At 64.3% G+C, this 18097-nt stretch carries 12 protein-coding genes; 4 read left to right on the top strand and 8 right to left on the bottom strand.

Features of this window, described 5'->3' with window-relative positions; genetic code table 11:
* Positions 1–47 precede the first annotated feature (47 nt).
* The 3 genes from AB4Y42_RS23755 to AB4Y42_RS23745 form a co-directional block, all read right to left on the bottom strand.
* A complete protein-coding gene (locus AB4Y42_RS23755) occupies positions 48–1730 on the bottom strand; it encodes an alkaline phosphatase family protein (protein ID WP_368695523.1) in 1683 nt (560 codons plus the stop codon).
* Between the two features lie 282 nt (positions 1731–2012).
* Positions 2013–2267 carry a hypothetical protein gene (locus tag AB4Y42_RS23750; protein WP_368690618.1) on the bottom strand — a complete coding sequence of 85 codons (255 nt, stop codon included), beginning with the start codon at positions 2265–2267 and terminating at the stop codon, positions 2013–2015.
* 60 nt (positions 2268–2327) lie between these two features.
* The gene (locus tag AB4Y42_RS23745) at positions 2328–2660 is read right to left on the bottom strand and encodes a PilZ domain-containing protein (RefSeq protein ID WP_368690811.1); all 333 of its coding nucleotides are present in this window, start codon (positions 2658–2660) and stop codon (positions 2328–2330) included.
* Between the two features lie 243 nt (positions 2661–2903).
* On the opposite strand from AB4Y42_RS23745, the gene AB4Y42_RS23740 reads away from it, so the two are divergent.
* Positions 2904–5309: a putative bifunctional diguanylate cyclase/phosphodiesterase gene (locus tag AB4Y42_RS23740; RefSeq protein ID WP_368695522.1), complete on the top strand. Its 2406-nt coding sequence runs from the start codon at positions 2904–2906 to the stop codon at positions 5307–5309.
* Positions 5310–5475: 166 nt separating this feature from the next.
* On the top strand, positions 5476–7023 hold the full coding sequence (locus AB4Y42_RS23735) for a methyl-accepting chemotaxis protein (RefSeq protein ID WP_368695521.1): 1548 nt from the start codon (positions 5476–5478) through the stop codon (positions 7021–7023).
* 52 nt (positions 7024–7075) lie between these two features.
* On the opposite strand, the gene fabI is transcribed toward AB4Y42_RS23735, so the two are convergent.
* The 3 genes from fabI to AB4Y42_RS23720 form a co-directional block, all read right to left on the bottom strand.
* Positions 7076–7858: an enoyl-ACP reductase FabI gene (fabI, locus tag AB4Y42_RS23730; RefSeq protein ID WP_368695520.1), complete on the bottom strand. Its 783-nt coding sequence runs from the start codon at positions 7856–7858 to the stop codon at positions 7076–7078.
* A 27-nt stretch (positions 7859–7885) separates the two neighbouring features.
* Positions 7886–9067: an acetate/propionate family kinase gene (locus tag AB4Y42_RS23725; RefSeq protein ID WP_368695519.1), complete on the bottom strand. Its 1182-nt coding sequence runs from the start codon at positions 9065–9067 to the stop codon at positions 7886–7888.
* Positions 9068–9145: 78 nt separating this feature from the next.
* Complete coding sequence (locus AB4Y42_RS23720; protein ID WP_368695518.1) at positions 9146–11536, bottom strand: DUF3141 domain-containing protein; 2391 nt, start codon at positions 11534–11536, stop codon at positions 9146–9148.
* Positions 11537–11978: 442 nt separating this feature from the next.
* Here AB4Y42_RS23720 and AB4Y42_RS23715 point away from each other — a divergent pair, with 442 nt between their 5' ends.
* Both AB4Y42_RS23715 and AB4Y42_RS23710 read left to right on the top strand, forming a co-directional pair.
* Entirely contained in the window at positions 11979–13730 is a 1752-nt protein-coding gene (locus tag AB4Y42_RS23715; protein ID WP_368690613.1) for a SulP family inorganic anion transporter, read from the top strand.
* A 28-nt stretch (positions 13731–13758) separates the two neighbouring features.
* On the top strand, positions 13759–14439 hold the full coding sequence (locus tag AB4Y42_RS23710) for a VIT1/CCC1 transporter family protein (RefSeq protein ID WP_368690612.1): 681 nt from the start codon (positions 13759–13761) through the stop codon (positions 14437–14439).
* A 77-nt stretch (positions 14440–14516) separates the two neighbouring features.
* Here AB4Y42_RS23710 and AB4Y42_RS23705 read toward each other — a convergent pair whose 3' ends face one another.
* Together AB4Y42_RS23705 and AB4Y42_RS23700 are read right to left on the bottom strand one after the other, a co-directional pair.
* The gene (locus AB4Y42_RS23705; protein ID WP_368695517.1) at positions 14517–15584 is read right to left on the bottom strand and encodes a hypothetical protein; all 1068 of its coding nucleotides are present in this window, start codon (positions 15582–15584) and stop codon (positions 14517–14519) included.
* 360 nt (positions 15585–15944) lie between these two features.
* Positions 15945–17864 (bottom strand): hypothetical protein, encoded by a 1920-nt coding sequence (locus tag AB4Y42_RS23700; RefSeq protein WP_368695516.1) that lies wholly within the window; start codon positions 17862–17864, stop codon positions 15945–15947.
* Between the last annotated feature and the right edge of the window lie 233 nt (positions 17865–18097).

Genomic DNA, 18097 nt, shown 5'->3' with positions numbered 1-18097 from the left:
CACCCCGGCGGCCCCAAGCCAAACGCGGACCGCCGGCGCGCTCACGGCTACTGCTGCGAATTGCCGCCCGAGTCGTCGTCTCCCGTGGTCTGCAGGCCCGGAAGGACCTGGGTGCCTTCACGCTGAACGGCAACCAGCTTGTGCGGGTCGAGACCGAGCGCCTTCAGGATGGTCGGCGCCACCTGCATGTTGGTCACCGGCGTATTGACGACATTCTTCCGCAGCTTCGGGTTGGAGACCACCAGCAGCGTGTTCGTATCGTCGGTGTAGAGTCCGCCGTGCTCCGCCAGCTTCGCCGCGCTCTTGCTGTAGATCGTTCCGGGTATCGGCTGAATGATGAGGTCGGGCACCCGGCCCTGGGCAGGGTCGCCCCAGATCGCCTTCAGCGCTGCGTCGTGATAGAGCGTCTGGATGTGAGTGGAATTGCCGCTCGCCACGTCAGCGTCAAGGAGCGAGACCGCCTTTGCCGCATCGCCGTGGTTCTTGAGCCAGATGAGCGACACGTCGTCGGCCGTTTCCTGGGCGACCGGCACGCCACCATTGCCGAGCACGGTGGCGACATCGCTCACGTCAGCGGTGGCATACGCGTTCTTCGAACCGCTCAGCATGTGAAGCTTCTTCAGGTCGATCGGCGACTGGCCATGTTTGCCGCCGACGATGAACAGCGTCGAATGCAGGAGATGGCCCGCTTTGAGCGCGTCGTACATCTGGCCCAGCGAGGCATCGACGAAGTCGAGCGACTGTTCGAGCGGCACGGTCGGCGTCCCGGCGGCGTCGAGATAGCCGCCGCGCGTCGTGGTCGTGCCTTCCATCGCGGACGTGACCTTCTGCCCGACGCTCACCGCCTGGAAGTTCATGCCGAAGATTGCGGGGACGCCCACCTGCTTCGCGCCGGTCTGATCGAGCCCATGAATCCAGTTCAATACGACCTTGACCTTGAAGCCGTCATAAGCCCGGGTATATATCGGGTCGGCGGTCCAGTCGACAGTCGCGGGCGCGCTCGGGAAGCCATTGGCTTGCAGCGAGGTCGAGTTGATCTCGGGCGCGTAGAGTTCGTCGAGGCCCAGCCCCGAAGGCCCGTTCACGATCTCGTAGGCCGGGTGCTTGTCCGACCAGGCGGTGCGCATGCCGGCCTGATGAATGATCTCGAAGATCGTATTCGTGCCGTTCTTCATGTACAGATGCGGCCAGACCTGCACGCAGGCGCCGCCGGCCGTCTTGCGCAGTGGAAGCTTCGCGGGATTGATGTGCGGATTGCGCTTGTCGTACGCGGCCCCCGCAGGCGGCGATCCGCCGTCGAGCTGGGTGAGATCCCAGTCGAGCGCCTCGAAATTGGTCACCTCGGTGCCGGGCGTGCCCGTGCAATTGCTGCCCGGCGGGTACAGGGTCGCGTCGTAGGTGTCGTCATAGAAGACGCCGTGGCTCAGCGGGCTGCCGCCGGTTGCGAATGCAAGGAGCCCGGGATACGAGTCGGAGGGCCGGGACGTCGAGGCATGGGTGTACTCGACACCATGTTTGACGAGCTTCGCGAAGGTGGATTGCGGGTGCGTCTTGATGTAGTTTTCCAGGTCGGCCTCGTGCATCCCGTCCACACTGATCAGCAAAACGTGCGTGTATTGCTGGTTGTGATCGCCATCCTGATCCTGCGCTGCCGCGGCCATGCTCGCAAACGCCAGCACGCTCGCACTAACGATTGCCCTGACTCCAAACCATTTTCCGATCGCGTTCATTCTTCGCCTCTTGATATGAATTATGAATTGGGCGCGAAAGCGCCCAAGAGGAGATAAGTCGCGGAATGAGAAAATGCCGTGAAAGATTACTTTCGGTTGTCTTCCACAGGAGCGCGGGAGGCTTGAGGGCCGTGCGTTTGACTCAATGTAACAGGTTGTATCAGGGCAGCGCGGCTATTCCATGAGGTTGTGAATGCAGCGATCCCTTTCAACCGATTAATCCATTTCCGATGTCAATCTGGAATCTTGATGATAATATTTATCATTTATTGCGTTAATCGTCTAACCAGTCGAGTCCGCCCCGTTCAGATCGATGTCATTGCCCTTTTCACGCTCGAGCATGTCGAGCGCGAGCACACGCCCGACATCGCGCACGAACGCTTCCATGACCGCGAATGATTCCGGGCTGCCCGGCACACAGTCTTCGGGATTCCGCCTTCCCTGTGCCCGTCTGATCGCGCGGATGCTGGCTTCCAGCGCCCGTGCTTCTGCCCAGATCGGATCGTCTTGCGGTGGTTTGGGTTGTTCGTGCGCCATGCTGGGATTTTCGGCGGCCGGCACACAAACTTTAGCGTCTGGGCGTGACTCGTTGATCGGCTAGGGCGCGGCCTTCGCAATGAGATCCTGCAGCCGGGCCATCGAGCGCTGATCCAGCGGGTGCATCTCGCAACCCACGCGGCTCCACCCTCTGTCCTGATCCTCGGAGATCCAGCGAACATCGAGCGCGACGGCCAGGACGATCTCGTCTTCGTCGTCGATCGGCGCCGACTGCAGCCACCCCGAGACCGTCTCTCCGCGGAACAGCAGACCATTGCGCGCGTGCAGGAGCGCCCCGCGCGAGCTGAGGTCGGCGACCTGGGCGAGAGCCTTGCCGTCCTTGTTCAAAAGCAGCGGGGCGAACAACATCGGCGTACGGACCTCCCGACGCATATCCAGTCCACTTCGCATACGCATGGCACCTGTTTTCAACGTTTCATTTTTATTGAGCGTCGGGATTTTAACGTGACTGCGCACAATTAAGCGCCTGAACAGTTCGGCCGCTCTTCACGTGTCCCCAATCCGCCCTGGCGAAATAGCGATTGCCTGCCCTCAAGTTGCGCGGATCTTTGTCGATATGTCAATTGCATTGATTGTGGGCGCAGGGTGACGAGTATGCAGCGTGAGGACAGCAAGATGGCGGATAGCGCACGAAATCCGGCCGCGCGGCCGGCGCTCAGCGGGCTATGGCGCGTGCTGCACGTATGGCGCGCACATAAAACACGCCTGGTTGCGCCGCTGGCGCTCGTTGCAATCCTGTCGGCCATCGCCCTGAATACCGTCATCGCCCTGCGGCAATCTCATGAGCAGCGCTATGCGCTCGCGCAGCAGCGTGCCGTGGAATCGGCCAAGCGCGATCTCGACGAACTGCAGAACGCGCTTCTCGATGAGCATGAGCAGCTCTACACGGTCATCGGCACGCGGCCGTTCTACCGGCGCGCCGCCTACATTTATCCGCTTCCGGCGCTGATCGACAACGCCAACGCGGCGCAGCGGACCTGCGAAGGCCGCGAGCGCTGCATCGCCCTGCTCGACGAGTTGAAGGACATGATTCGCCATCTGGGCGCCCTGAGCAACCGGCTCGCGATGCTGTCCATGCTCAAGCCGGGCAGCGTGACGGTGGCTACGCCGTCGCTGGGCGAACTCGACGCGCGCTTTTTCCAGACGATGCAGAAGATCGGCGAGATCCGCATGGACGAAGACGCGCATCTCGACCGGTCGGTCACCAGGGCGTCGCGTGATTCGCAAATGGCCTCGGCGCTCCTGCTCGGCTCGGGACTGGCGGCGGCTTTCCTGCTCCTGGCCTTTCTGCGCCGCAACGCGCGCATCACGAAATCGTTGCGCAAAGCGCTCCAGACGGCGGACGTGAACCGCAAGAAGTACCAGCGCCTCTTTCAGCTCAACCCGCTGCCGATCTGGATCGTCGACGACGCGTCCATGCGGCTCGTCGCCGTCAACGACATGGCGGCAAAAGCCCTGGGCTATCGCGCGAGCGAGATGCTCTCGCTGACGCTTGCCGATCTGCGCATGAACAAGACCGCGCTGCACGGGGCCTCGTTCGCGCACGCGCGCGCCCAGGACGACGGCACGGCCATCTGGGAACATCGGACGAAAAGCGGCGAGCTGCGCTCGATGAACGTGTTCCAGCTGCAAACGGATTTCGACGGCCGCAGCGCGACCCTTTGCGTGATGGAGGACGTCACGACGCAACTCGCCGCCCAGGCCGAACTCAGGCACCGGGCCGAATACGACGCGCTCACCGGCCTCACGAACCGCAAGTATTTCGACGAGCGCGCGACCCGCGAGCTGCAACTGGCGAGCCGGACGGGCAAGACGCTGGCGATGATCTTCCTCGATCTCGACAATTTCAAGGAGGTCAACGACTCGCTCGGCCACCGCATCGGCGACGCGCTGCTGGCCCAGATCGCGCGGCGCATCGAGCGCGTCGTCGGCGAACGCGGGACGGTGGCGCGCTATGGCGGCGACGAGTTCATGGTCATCGCCGACGGCGCCGCCCCGTTGCTCGAACCGCTGCTCGACGCGCTGCTCGCCGCGATGACGGAACCGATCCGGGTGGCGGGCCACGAACTCTTCATCGAGGCCAGCATCGGCATCAGCCTCTACCCCGCAGACGGCGACGACGCCGACGCCCTGGTGCGCAACGCCGACGCCGCGATGTATCTGGCCAAGCAGAACGGCCGCAACCAGTACCAGTTCTATCGCCCGGAACTGAGCGAGGCCGCGACCTCGCGCTTGCGCATTTCGACGCGCCTGCGCCAGGCGTTCCGCAACGGCGCGTTGACCGTGCTGTATCAGCCGCAAATCGATATGGCGACAGGCACGATGATCGGCGCCGAGGCGCTGCTGCGCTGGACCGACGCGGAACTCGGCAGCGTGTCGCCGGCCGTGTTCATCCCGGTCGCCGAGGAAACCGGCCTGATTCGCGGCATCGGCGAATGGGTGCTGCGCGAAGCATGCCGGGAAGCGGCACGCTGGAATCTGGACCCGGCGCGGCCGATCCGCGTCTCCGTCAACGTCTCGCCGTTGCAGTTCGAGCATGGCGACCTGATGGGGCAGGTGCGGGAGGCACTGCGCGATTCGGGTCTGCCGCCGGCGCTGCTCGAACTCGAGGTGACCGAGGGCGCGCTCATGCGCACGCCCGATCTCGCCGCGCGCACGCTGGCCGGTCTGCGGGAGATGGGCGTGCGCGTCGCCATCGACGATTTCGGCACGGGTTATTCGAGCCTCGGGTATCTCAAGCGCTTTCGCGTCGATCGCCTCAAGATCGACCGCGAATTCGTGCGCGAGATCGGCCAGGACACGGAAACGGAAGCGATCACGCTCGCCGTCATCGCCGTGGCGAAGGCACTCCATTTCGAACTGATCGCGGAAGGCGTCGAAACCAGCGGACACCGCGATTTCCTGCTGCAAAACGGCTGCACGCATGCCCAGGGATTCCTGTACAGCCACGCCGTGAGCGCCGATGCAATTGCCGACATCGCGGCGAATGCGGCGGCACGTCCGGCGCCGCTGCCCGCGTGAACCGTGCTACGGCGCGCTCGCGCGGCGCGACGATTAGCCGCGTCACAAAAAATTCACTCAACGTTTCAGTCGATCCGCCGTAAAAAGACGCGCCGCCCTCGCGGCTGCCCGTTCATTTCCGATTGTTGCCCGCTCACTTCACTGGGCGCGCCCTCGCGAGTTTTTCATGCGCAAGCTCACTATCAAAGCCCGGCTCATTCTCTTGAGCACGGCGGTCGTTCTGGTTTCGCTGTGTATCGGCGCAGTGGGTCTGTTCGGCGTGTCGACGTCGATCGGCACGCTCCAGAACATGTTCGAGGGCCGCGTGCAGGCGCTCCAGGCGATCTCGACAATCGACGAACTGGTCACCGAAGCGAGCTTTTCGGTGAGCGACGCCATCCTCGATCCCTCCGCGCAAAAAACCCAGCTCGTGGTCGAAGGCACGACGAGCCGCATTGCGCGCATCGACGCGCTCATGCAAGCCTGGTTGTCGCACACGGATTCAGGCGACGGCCGCCGCCGCGCCGAGGCGTTTTCCGCGAACTGGAGCACGCTGCGCGACAAGGGGCTGCGCCCCGCCGTGCAACTGCTCGGGGCGAACAATCTCTCTGAAGCGCAGTGGGTGCAGACGCAGACCATCGATCCGCTCTCGAAGACCGTGAAAACACAGGGCGCGCAGCTGCGCGCGCTCGAACTCGCCGATGCGCACTCGGAATACGAACGCGCGCGCAAGACGGGGCAAGTGGTCGAATGGCTCGTGGTCGGGCTCATCGTCGTCGGGCTCGCCGGGGTCGCCGCCCTGTGCGCCTCGATGGCGCGCAGCCTGTTTCGCGACCTCGGCTCGGAGCCGTTCGTGGCCGCGCAGCTCGCCAATCGCGTCGCGGCGGGCGACCTCTCGGTCGAGGTCGTGGTCAAACCGGGCGACACGCGCAGCGTGCTCTACGCCATGAAGGCCATGCAGCAGCGGCTCGCCGCGATTATCGGCGGCATCCGCGATTCGGCTGAAACCATCGCGGAGGCGACCGCGCAACTCGCGTCGGGCAACGGCACGCTGGCCCAGCGCACCGAAGAACACGCGGCCAGCATTCAGCAGACCTCGTCGAGCATGGCGCAACTCTCCACCATGGTGCGCTCGAACGCGGGTCATGCGACGCAGGCCCGCACGCTCGCCGGCATCGCGTCGACCAAAGCCGGCGACGGCGACCGTGCCGCGCGCGACGCGGGTGAGCGCATGCGGGCGCTCGCGCAGCGCTCGGCGCGCATTCAGGAAATTACCTCGGTGATCGACGGCATCTCGTTCCAGACGAATCTGCTGGCGCTGAACGCCGCCGTGGAAGCGGCGCGCGCCGGAAGCCAGGGACGAGGCTTCGCGGTCGTCGCGCAGGAAGTGCGCGCGCTTGCGGAACGCAGCTCGGGCGCGGCCAAGGAAATCGACACGCTCATCAAGGAAATGACGGCGGAGGTGGATCAGAGCAATCACGCCGTCGAAGCCGCCGCCGCCACCATCGTCGATCTGCTTGGCGCGGTGCGAGGAGTCGCCCAGCTGGTCGATTCGATCGCCGATGCGTCAGAAGAACAAAGCACCGGCATCGAGCAGGTGAACGCGGCCGTCACGGTGATGGATCGTGTCACCCAGCAAAACGCCGCCTTCGTGCAGGACGGCGTTCAAGCAGCCGGCGCACTGCGGGCACAGGCAGAAACGTTGCGCTCGGCGGTGCGCGCATTTCAGCTGTGAGGCGCGACGGCGGACCCGGCTGAATGCGCGACTGGAAGCGGCGTTCGCGCGCCTACGCCATGATGTGAACGCCGCCGTCCACATAAAGCGTTTCGCCAGACAGGCGCCGCGCGTAGGGCGTCGCGAGGTACGCGCAGGTGAAGCCGACGTCCATGATGTCGACCAGTTCGCCGAGCGGCGCCCGCTCGGCCGCCTGGGTGAGCAGCACGTCGAAGTCCTTCAGGCCCGATGCCGCGCGTGTTTTCAGCGGCCCGGGCGATACGGCGTGCACGCGGATCTGCTGCGGACCCAGTTCATACGCCAGATAGCGTGCGCACGCTTCCAGCGCCGCCTTGACCGGACCCATGACGTTGTAGTTGGGGACCACCTTGTTCGCGCCGTAATAGCTCATCGCGAACATGGTGCCGCCCTGCTTCATCAGTGGCGCGGCGAGCCGGGCCATGCGCACGAACGAATGGCATGAAATGTCCATGGCCGCCGCAAAGCCCTCGGCGGAGCAGTTGAGCAGCCCGCCCTGCAAATCGTTCTTCGGCGCCCATGCGACGGAATGCACGAGGATGTCGAGTTCGCCCCATTCGCTCGCGATCCGCTCGAATAGCGCCTCCAGCTCCTCCTGCTTCGAGACGTTGAACGGCATGAATATTGGCGCTCCGAGGTCTTTTGCCAGCGGCTCCACGTATGGCCTGGCATTCTCGTCGGCATAGGTGATCGCGAGATCGGCGCCCACTTCATGGAACGCCTTCGCGCAGCCGTAGGCGATCGAATGCTCGTTGGCGATACCCGTCACCAACGCCTTTTTTCCGGTCAGCACCGGGTGTTGAACGCTCTGGCTCATCAGACTCTCCAAGGCAAGCGCGCAGATTCACGCAATGCCCGTCACGTCACGCGTGTGGCGGGCGATCATGAGTTCTTCGTTGGTCGGTATCACCCAGACCGAGACCTTGCTCGACGCCGTGCTGATGCAGAGACCGCCCGCTTCGTTCGCCCTGCCGTCGATTTCCACCCCGCACCAGCGAGCCTGTGCGCAGGCCCGCCGCCGGATCTCCGGCGAGTGCTCGCCGATGCCCGCCGTGAAAACCAGCGCGTCGAGCCCCTGCAGCGCGGCGGCGAGCGATCCCAGTTCGCGTCCGATGCGATACGCGTACAGCTCGACCGCGAAGGCCGCGCGCGCGTCGTGGCTCGCCAGCAGCGTACGCATGTCGCCCGAAATACCCGAGACCCCCAGCAGCCCCGAGCGGCGGTACAGCAGGTCTTCGACGCCGCGCGTATCCATCTTCAGTTCGTCGAGCAGATAAAGAATCGCGCCCGGATCGAGATTGCCGCTGCGCGTGCCCATCGGCAGCCCGTCGAGCGCGGTGAAGCCCATCGTGCTCGCCACACTCCTGCCCGCGTCCATCGCACACATGCTCGCGCCATTGCCGAGATGCGCGACGACGGTGCGGCCTTTCGCGGCGTCGGGAGCCACATCGGGCAGCGTGCTGGCGATGTACTCATAAGACAGGCCGTGGAAGCCGTAGCGCCGCACGCCTCGCTCCGTCAACGCTGCCGGCAGCGCGAACGTCGAGGCAAGCGCAGGCTGCGTCGCATGAAACGCCGTGTCGAAACACGCGACTTGCGGCAACTCCGGGTTGCGCTCGGCGATGACGCGAATCGGCTTCAGGTTGTGAGGCTGATGGAGCGGCGCGAGCGGCGTGAGCTTGTCGAGGTCGTCCAGCACAGCGCGCGTAACGGCCACGGGCTTCGAGAATCCCTGGCCGCCATGCACCACGCGATGCCCGACGGCGACCAGGCGGTTGCCGTCGCGATGACTGCGCAGGAACAGGGCGATGTGAGCAACGGCCTCATCATGCCCAAGGGGTTGAGTGCCCCAATCCTGACTCCCGGTCAGCACGCCTTTGCCATCGAACGCGACGAAACGCGGCGCCGACAGCAGCCCTTCGATCTGGCCGTGCATGATAAGCGGCAGATCGTCCGGCTGCGCATTGAACGCGCTGAACTTGATGCTCGACGAACCGGCATTGAGAACGAGGATGACGTCGGCCATGGTGCTACCCTGCCGCTCGCGCGCCGGCGAGCAACGACGGACCGCTGGCAAGCCGCTCAAACTTTTCGTGTTCGCGCTTCACGACGCCTCCTTGAGATCGGGTGCCACGCGGGTGGTCGGGGCCTCGGGGACTTGATGCATCGTTGCCGCGGACCGGACTGCCGGCGCACGTTCCAGCGGCAGGGACGAACGGATCTTGTCGAGCATGCTGAGCTGCGTGGCGGTCGGCCCGGCGTCCTGAACGCGCCGGTCCGCCAGCAGCTTTTCGGCCAGTCCGAGCAGTTTCTCCCGGTCCTTCGGGTCTTCCAGCAGATGCGGCAGCGTGGCGAGCGCCTGTTCCGGCTCGTAACGCACGATGATTTCCTGCTCGCCGCGCACGCGCCTCCACTGGTCGCCCGGAAGCTGGGGCAAATACGCGGCATAGTCCTTCGCGAGTTCGCTGCGCAGCGCAAGCCGCGCGAGCGGGAGCGGCTCGCCCCGGCGCGCGAGCAGGCAAGCGGCGCGAGCCAGCGCCTCCGTGTAGCCGCCTTCGGTCATCGACGCCAACGCGTCCCTCACGTAGGGCAGATCGCGGTGGTCTCCGGCCGCCGCAGCGGGTCGGGCTCGCGCCTCTTCGCCGTGTTCGACGGCGTACATGTTGCCGTAGAAGGAAAAGAACGCGCTCTCCGTCATGGCGTCGCGCATCGCGCGATAGAAGTCGAGCGACGCACTGATCATCTCCGAGCCATAGTGTTCGAATTCCCGCAACCGGGTGTCCTCACGGGCTTCGGCATGCCGCTTTGCCCGGACTGCCTCGGCAGCCGGCCCAAGCCATGCGAGCCACGGATTCAGGTCCGAAAGCGCCCAGCGTTGCGCGCGAAGCGGATGAAACTGCCGCTGCAGGTTCGCCGTCGTTTCGTTCGACCACGCCCGTACCCACGGCTGCAGGAATAGCTCGTACGCGCGCTGGTTCAACTCCGATACGCGCTTGACGGCCTCGAACGGTTGCTCATCGCTACGCTCGAACCGGTTCAGGCGCACGGCGATATCTTCGAGCCGGTACTCGCGGAACGACACGTCGTATTCCGTCTTACCGTCTTCGCCCCGGCGCTCGGCGATCTCCATGCCGTAGAGACCGGGCGGGAAGGCTTCGATCGCTTCGAGCACGGAGGCGATCTGCTGATGCTCCTTCTTCGCCACCTTGCCCGAAACGAAGATGCCGAGATGGCCGATGCTCTGGTGCACGAGCCCCACGATCACCTGACCGCGCGCCTTGATTTCCTCCGTGCTGCCGTAAATATCGGCGACCCAGTTGAATGCCTGCTGCGGCGGCGTGATGTTGTCGCCCAGTGACGCGAACAGGATGATCGGCGACTTGATTTCCCGCAGATCGAACGCCGTCCCGTCGAGACCCCGAACCTCGCCCGACCAGAGTGTGTTGCCGACGAACAGATTGCGCGTGATCCACTCGATCTCCTCGCGGTTCATCAGGTAGTAGCCGCCCCACCAGCGCTCGAAGTCGAGGAAGCGCGGCGGCTCGGTGTCGGCGTTGTCGAACAGGTGGTAGTACTTGTCCCACAGGCTGTTGGCGGGATTGAGGTTCTCGAAGTTCTGCACGAGATGGGCGCCGTCGAACTTGCCGTTGCCGAGATCGGCCGTCAGCGACGCGAGCCAGGTGCCGCCCAGCATGCCGCCCGAGTAGCGCATGGGATTGTCGCCCTCGCCTTCGCTCCACGCGCCGCTCCAGTACGACATCGGCGCGCCGTTGATGACGAGCGGCCCCGTATGGTCCGGATCGGAACTCGCGAGCATCATGGCGGCCCAGCCGCCCTGACAGTTGCCGACGATCGCCGGTTTCGGGCTGTCCGGGTGCAGTTCGCACACCTTCTTGACGAACTGCGCTTCCGCCGCACAGACATCGAGCAGGGTCTGGCCGGGCTCCGGATCGCGAAAGAAGATCACGAAATACACGGAGTGGCCGGCCTTGAGCGCAACGCCGGCCTGCGAATCGTCCTTGAACCCGCCGATGCCGGGACCGTGGCCCGCACGCGGGTCGATGATCACGTAAGGACGCTTGCTAACGTCGATGACCACACCGTCGGGCGGCAGCAGGCGCACGAGCGCGTAGTTGACCGGCCGCGCCAACTTGCGGCCGTCGATCACGAGTTCGTGGCCGAAATGGAGGACGGGTTGCAGACCGTTGCGCGCCTGCTCGACGAAACCATTGCCGCGCTGACGCAAGGTGTCCCAGAACAGCACGGAACGCTCGGCGACGTCCACCGCGTAGCGGTAACCGGCCCAGGGGTCCAGCGCAGTTGCCCATGCGGGGCTCGCCGAAGCGGGTTGCTCGCTCTCGCCCAGGCGCTCAGCCGCATCCGCTAAACGCTGACTGAATTGGGTTTGCGCGACTTGCGATCGCTTTGCGAGGACCCGGGCAACTTTGCCGCCTGTTTCCTGGCAACGCGCATATTGATTGGCTAGGTCGGTCATGGCATCACCTTCTGGTCCGCGAGCGGGTGGCTAACGCGACGTCCGCCGCCTCGATTGAATGAAAGGAATGCTTACGAATATGCCGGGCAGTCACGCGCGTAGCCCCGAAGGCGGACATGGCTGCTGTCTCTGTAGACACTGGCAGACGCACGTGACAGGTTCGTTACGGGCCGCGCCGGGCCGGCGACGATGTCGCCTGCACGAACTGAATCGTGCAACCGCTCGCGAGCTTTCTCTATAGGACCATCGGCCCATACCCTGCCGTTACGATTGCCCCCGGCCGCAGTAGGACCAAAGTCCGATTGACGCTTGATCCACAACATGGGATTCGTCAAATTTCCGCTTCGGCACGTTGAATGCAGTAGCCCACGGGAAGGCAGCGGTGAGACATTCGACGTCGATGTGCGTCGGTAGTGTTTCTGTTCCTGGAGGCCACAGCATCATGCGCGATCAGTCCGCGTCGCACCGCAAATCCAGCTTTCGTCTTCCCGTGCTCGAATGGGTACGCGACTACCGGACAGCGTGGATCAAACCCGACATCGTCGCGGGCGTCACGGCGGCGGCTGTCGTGTTGCCGAAAGCGATGGCTTACGCGACCGTTGCCGGACTGCCGGTCGAGACCGGGCTCTACACGGCGTTCGTGCCGATGGTGATCTACGCGCTCTTCGGTACGTCAAGGCCACTGAGCGTCAGCACCAGCGCGACGCTGGCCATCCTGAGCGCGGCCGCGCTCGGTCAGGTTGCGCCCGATGGCAACACCGCCCAACTGGTCGTCGCGACCGCCACGCTCACGCTGCTCGTCGGCCTCTTCCTCGCGCTCGCTGCCTTGCTCAGGCTGGGGTTTGTCGCGAACTTCATTTCCGAGCCGGTGCTGACGGGCTTCAAGGCCGGCATCGCCATCGTCATCGTGCTCGATCAACTGCCGAAACTGATTGGCATTCACGTCGTGAAAGGATCGTTCTTTCATAACGTGTATGCGCTCGCTGCAGGGCTTCCCCATGCGTCGATGGCGACGGTTGCCATGGGCGCGCTGACGATCGTCGTGCTGGTCGCGCTCGAACACTGGTATCCGAAGTCCCCGGCCCCGCTCATTGCGGTGGCGCTCGGGATTGCGTGCGTCGCTTTTGCCGGCGTGCAGCGGTACGGCGTGGAGGTCGTCGGCGAGATCCCGACCGGACTGCCGTCGTTCGTGATGCCGGATCTTTCGCTGATCGGCGCGCTCTGGCCGGCGGCGGTGGGCATTGCCTTGATGAGTTTTACCGAAACGATTGCTTCAGGGCGCGCATTCGCGCTCAGCGGGGAACCCGTTCCGCTGCCGAACCGCGAACTGCTGGCGACGGGCCTGGGCAATGCGCTGGGCGCGCTGTTCGGCTCGATGCCCGCGGGCGGCGGGACGACCCAGACGGCCGTCAACCGGCTGGCCGGTGCGCATTCGCAACTGGCCGAACTCGCCACCGCGGCCGTGACGCTCGGCACCATGGTGCTGCTCGCGCCCGTCATCGGCCTCATGCCGCACGCCACGCTCGCTGCCGTGGTGATCGTCTATTCGATCGGCCTGCTCAATCCGGCGGACTTCCGCGCGATCCTCGCCATCCGGCGGACCGAGTTCGTCTGGGCGGTCGTGGCGCTGGTGGGCGTCGTGCTGCTCGGCACGCTGCAAGGCATTCTGATCGCCATCGTCGTCTCACTCGTCGCACTCGCCCATCAGGTCTCCGATCCCCCTGTGTACGTGCTGCGGCGCAAGCCCGGCACGAACGTATTCCGCCCGGTATCGGACGAGCATCCAGACGACGAGGACTTTCCCGGACTGCTGCTCCTGCGTCCCGAGGGACGCATTTTCTTTCTCAACGCCGCCAACATCGTGCACAAGATCATGCCGCTGCTCGCCCAGACGCGCCCCAGGGTCATGGCGCTCGATATGCGGGCCGTTTTCGATGTGGAGTACACAGCATTGAAGATGCTGACCGAGGCCGAGAAGCAATGTCGCGAGAGCGGGATCGAAGTCTGGGTGGTGGGCCTCAATCCCGAAGTCTTCGCCGTGGTCGAGAAGGCGCCGCTCGGCAGCGTGCTTGGACACGAGCGCATGTTCCTCAATCTCGAACAGGCGCTAGCCGCGTGGTGGGAAGCGCAGCATGCCATTTCGCGCGATGGCATATCGTCTGCCAGTCGCCATCCCGAACAGAGAACGCCATGACCGCTCATCTCCTCCTGTACGAGGCCATATGAATACCGCTACCCCGACACAGCAGACCACGTCTGAAAAGCGCGAGCCCATACTCAATACGGTCGAGCGCGTGACCGAACTGTGCTTTGGCCTGTTCATGGCGTTGACGTTCGTCGGCGCGGTCAAGGCGGTCACGGCGGGCGAGGACGCCGGCAGCAAACTGTTCTTCGCCGCCCTCGGCTGCAATCTCGCCTGGGGCCTCGCCGACGCCGTGATGTATCTGGTCCGCACGCTCGCGGATCGCGGACAGCGCCTGACGCTCGCCCTGACCGTGAAGCGCGAATCGGACCGCGCCGCAGCCGTGCGGGCGTTGCGCGCCGCGTTGCCGAGGGCGCTGGAGCCGCTCGTCGACGACGATGAACTCGAGCTGATTCGTGCGCGCCTCGCTGCAGAGCCTACGCTGCCGCCTCGCGCGCATTTCAGGCGCGACGACTTTCTTGGGGCACTGGGCGTTTTTCTGCTCGTCGTCATATCGACGTTCCCCGTTGCGCTGCCGTTTATCCTCGTGAGGGATCACACAGTGGCGCTCGTCGTCTCCCGCGTACTCACGCTCGCGATGCTGTTCACTGCCGGTTTCGCGCTCGGACGCTACACCGGCGCGGGCGCGATGAAAGCGGGCTTCGCGATGACGCTGCTTGGGATCGTGCTGACGATGGCGATCATTGCGCTCGGCGGCTAGCCGTCAGGCAGCACGGATTCGTTATCCGCGGTCATCGGCAACCCGCACTGCGGTTGCCGATGACCGTCACCCCTGCTTTAGAAGTGGATTTCGGCCACGAACATCGGCACGGATGTCTGCGTCGTGCCCGGCTGTTCGGAAGCCGGCGTGCCGTACATGTTGTGCCAGTATTCGTAGCCAAGACCCATGTACGCCGTGCGCGGATGGCCGGCGAACGATCCGACGTCCGCCAGCAGATACGCGCGGGTCAGGAACTCCGTCGTGGTATCGACTCCGGCGCCATCCTTCCCTTTCGGCCCGGTGACGCTTGCGAAGCCCTTGAAGACCAGAGGCACAGGACCGATACGGAAGTTATAGAGCCAGGAACTCTCGAGGTGCACGGCGGGGTTGAAATGCACATCCACGTTCGTGATGCCGTCGTGATTGCTCTCGGTGCGAACGCCGAGCGTGATGTTCCAGAACCCGTTCGGTATGGCAAGGTCGATGGTGGGCCCGACAACCAGCATGCGGGCCCGTTGGCCAAAGGCATCGTTCTTGGTGCCGAATTCATAGCCGACCGTCAGGCCGAAGTCCCGCATGAAGCCATAGGAAAACGATCGGCCGAAAATCTTGCCGGCGCTGAAGGAGACACGGCCGACACTGTAGAGCTCCTGCGCGCCGCCCGGCCCCGGCGTGGGATAACCGTATTGATTGGTCGGACCCGCTTCGGGGTTCGCCATGCTCGATACGAGGTAATCGACGTTGAACGCGTAGCTGCCGAACCTGAAGCCGCCCGTGGTCGTCAGATAGCCGATGTTCTGCGTGATTTTGGCGGGTGCGCCGGCCTCGGTTCGCACACCGGGGTAGTAGAAATTGGTGCCGACGCGATAGCCGATATACGTGTCGTTCCACGAGGTCGGCGGCGTGTACAGTCCGGGCGGCGGCGAGAGCGGCGCAGTCACGGTGCTGGCCTGCGACAGCGTCAGCGGCGCGGCGGCCGAAACCGGCGTGGTGCTGGATGCCTTGCTGTCCGTCTGGGCAACCTGTGCCGGCTGAGCCCCGCCCTCTGCAGTCTGTGAGGGATCCGCTGCGTGTGCCGCACCGGCGAAGCAGCTGAGGACGGCAACACTTAACAGCGGCGTGCGGATAGCGATCGTTTTTTTCATGTCTCCTTCCATATTTTGTCGATATGCAAGATGCGGTCGATTGGCGACTCTCGATTTTTCGCACCGTCGGCAAAGCCTTGCGTTGGTCAACGTGGCAAAGCCTGCTGCGGTGGAGTGGAATGTATGCGATACCCGCGTGTATGCCTTTACACAAAAGTGATTTTCGCTGGCACTTTTTACTGAGAGCGGGTGAATATCCGGGTAAATCTCGACTCGCGCGGGACTCGAAAGTACCGGACATTGAATCGCGCGATTTCATTGATCAGTACTGCCATGCGAATCCTGGTTGCGAGCAGCCGCAATAAAAAAAGGCACCGCGCCTGAGCGCGGTGCCTTTGTCGATTAAACCTGCGGAGGGGCTTACTGTTTGGGAATATAAAGCGGCATCGAATCTTCCCAAAGCGTGTCGGTAATCGCACGCCGGTCGCTGCCGTCCGCATTCATCACCCAGTTCTGGCCGTCGGGCTGGAACGTGTCGTCGTAAAGCGATAGCTCGTCGCGGAAGCCGTACTCGCCTGAGCTGTACGCAATGCGGCCGTCCCATGTCCAGGTTGCGTGGGCCTGATTCGAACCCGGCGGCGTGACGCGCTGCACATCCGTGCCGTCCGGGTGGATCGTGTACACGTCATAGTGGAACTTGTTGGGGTCAGTCGGGTTGACCTCCTTGCGCGTGAACACGATGCGCTTGCCGTCCGGCGACCAGCCTGGCAGGTTGTCCGGCTCGGTGGTCAGCACGGTGGTCTTGTGCGTCTCCAGGTCGAGGACGCGCAGGCCCTTGTCCGTGTCGCTCCACACGCGGTAGACGACCCGGGTGCCGTCCGGCGAATAGCTCGGGAAGCCTGCGTTCTCTTTCCCGTCGGTCAGCACCTCCGGCTTGCCGTTCATGCTGCCATCGGCCTTGATGCGCATGATGCGGCCCGGCATGTGAGCGCGCGTGAAGAACCAGCCGCCCACGCCGAAGGCCACCCACTGCTTGTCCGGCGACCAGGTCGGCTCGAACGCGCCCGCCAGCCCCATCTTGATCATCTTCGGATCGAGGCCGCTGGTCGCGGGATCGTAGATATGGCGGGCGTCGGTGAAGTCGGCATTCGCAACGACGATCGACGAGCCGACCGCCTTCTCCGTGTACACGAGCGATTTGCCGTCGCGCGAGAGTTGCGGGAACACATCGACGAAACGGTAGTTCCATGCGGGATCGAAGCTGTAGAGCGGCGTGCCGTTTGGATGGAACGGCTTGTTGTACACCACCTTCTCGTAGACGACCTGCTTGCCGTCAGCCGAATAATGCGGCGAGCGGATGCCACTTCCCGCCGTCGCGCGCGATTGGCCGCCCGTCGTATAGAGCCCTTCCTGAGCGCCATTCTTGATGTGATACGCGACGTCGGTTGCACCCACGTATTGCGGGAACACCTTGAATCCCGGCGTGTTCGTCAGTTCCTTGCGCTCGCCCGTCGCCACGTCGACCTGAACGATCTGCGTGTCGACCTTGCCGATGGCCTCGGGACGGTGCGCGCCCCAGGTCGATTCGACCGGCGTCTCATAGAACACCACGTGCTTGCCGTCCGCCGACCACGACGGCGAGCCTTCGGCGAAGCCAGCGCGGGAGGTGATCTGCCTGAAGCCCGTGCCGTCCGGATGGATCTCGTAGATGCTGCTTTCCTGGGTACGCTCCCAGCCGACCGGCAGGTTGTGGCCGCGCCAGTCGCTGCCGATATCCGACGACAGCGCGATCCACTTGCCGTCCGGCGACCACGAAGGCCGGAAGAAGCTGTGCGGCTTGTCCGGGTCGAACTTGATATCGCCGGTCACGTTATGCAACGCACCCGTCTTGAGGTTGAGCGTCCAGATGTTCGTCGTGCCCCAGCTGTCCTTGCCGCGACGCGACGACACGAACGCGATCAGATCCGGATCGGCCGGGTTGTAGACCGCCGCGTCGCTCACCCCGATCCAGTCGGTCAGGCGCTGCAGGCCCGTGCCGTCCACGCGCACGCGATAGAGGCTGGCATGGCCGAGACCGTCGCGCTCCGAGCTGAACACGATCCATTTGCCGTCCGGCGAAAAGGAGCCGTGATAATCGAACCCGTCGGACTGGATCAGACGGTGTTCGTCGCTGCCGTCGGCATTGGCGACGTAGAGCTCCGAGGTGCTCGGGCCGATGCGGTAAATCAGCAAGTCGCCCTTGGTGGCCGTCGCGGCGTCCGCGCCCGGAACGAGCGCCGCAGCGGCGGCAAGGGCGAGGCACGTCAGGATTTCATTTTTCATCTGAAGCGAAGAACGCACAGTACTAGTCTCCATTTTTTATCAGCGTCACAGCCACCCGTAAACCGCTGGACATCGGATTCGCTGGCAGAAAGATAGGTCCTGGGCGCGAAGCTGTCCCTACACAATTTTCAGATTCGCTGGCACTTTTTGGGAGCCGGGCAGCCGTAGCGGAAGCCGGACGAAGCGATGGCCGAGGCCGCGGATGCTGGCGCTTGCGGCCTGGCAGGCGGGCGTGCCGTAGACATCGCCCG

Source organism: Paraburkholderia sp. EG286B, assembly GCF_040965655.1.
Lineage (GTDB): Bacteria > Pseudomonadota > Gammaproteobacteria > Burkholderiales > Burkholderiaceae > Paraburkholderia.
This window is presented reverse-complemented; position numbering and strand designations above follow the sequence as displayed.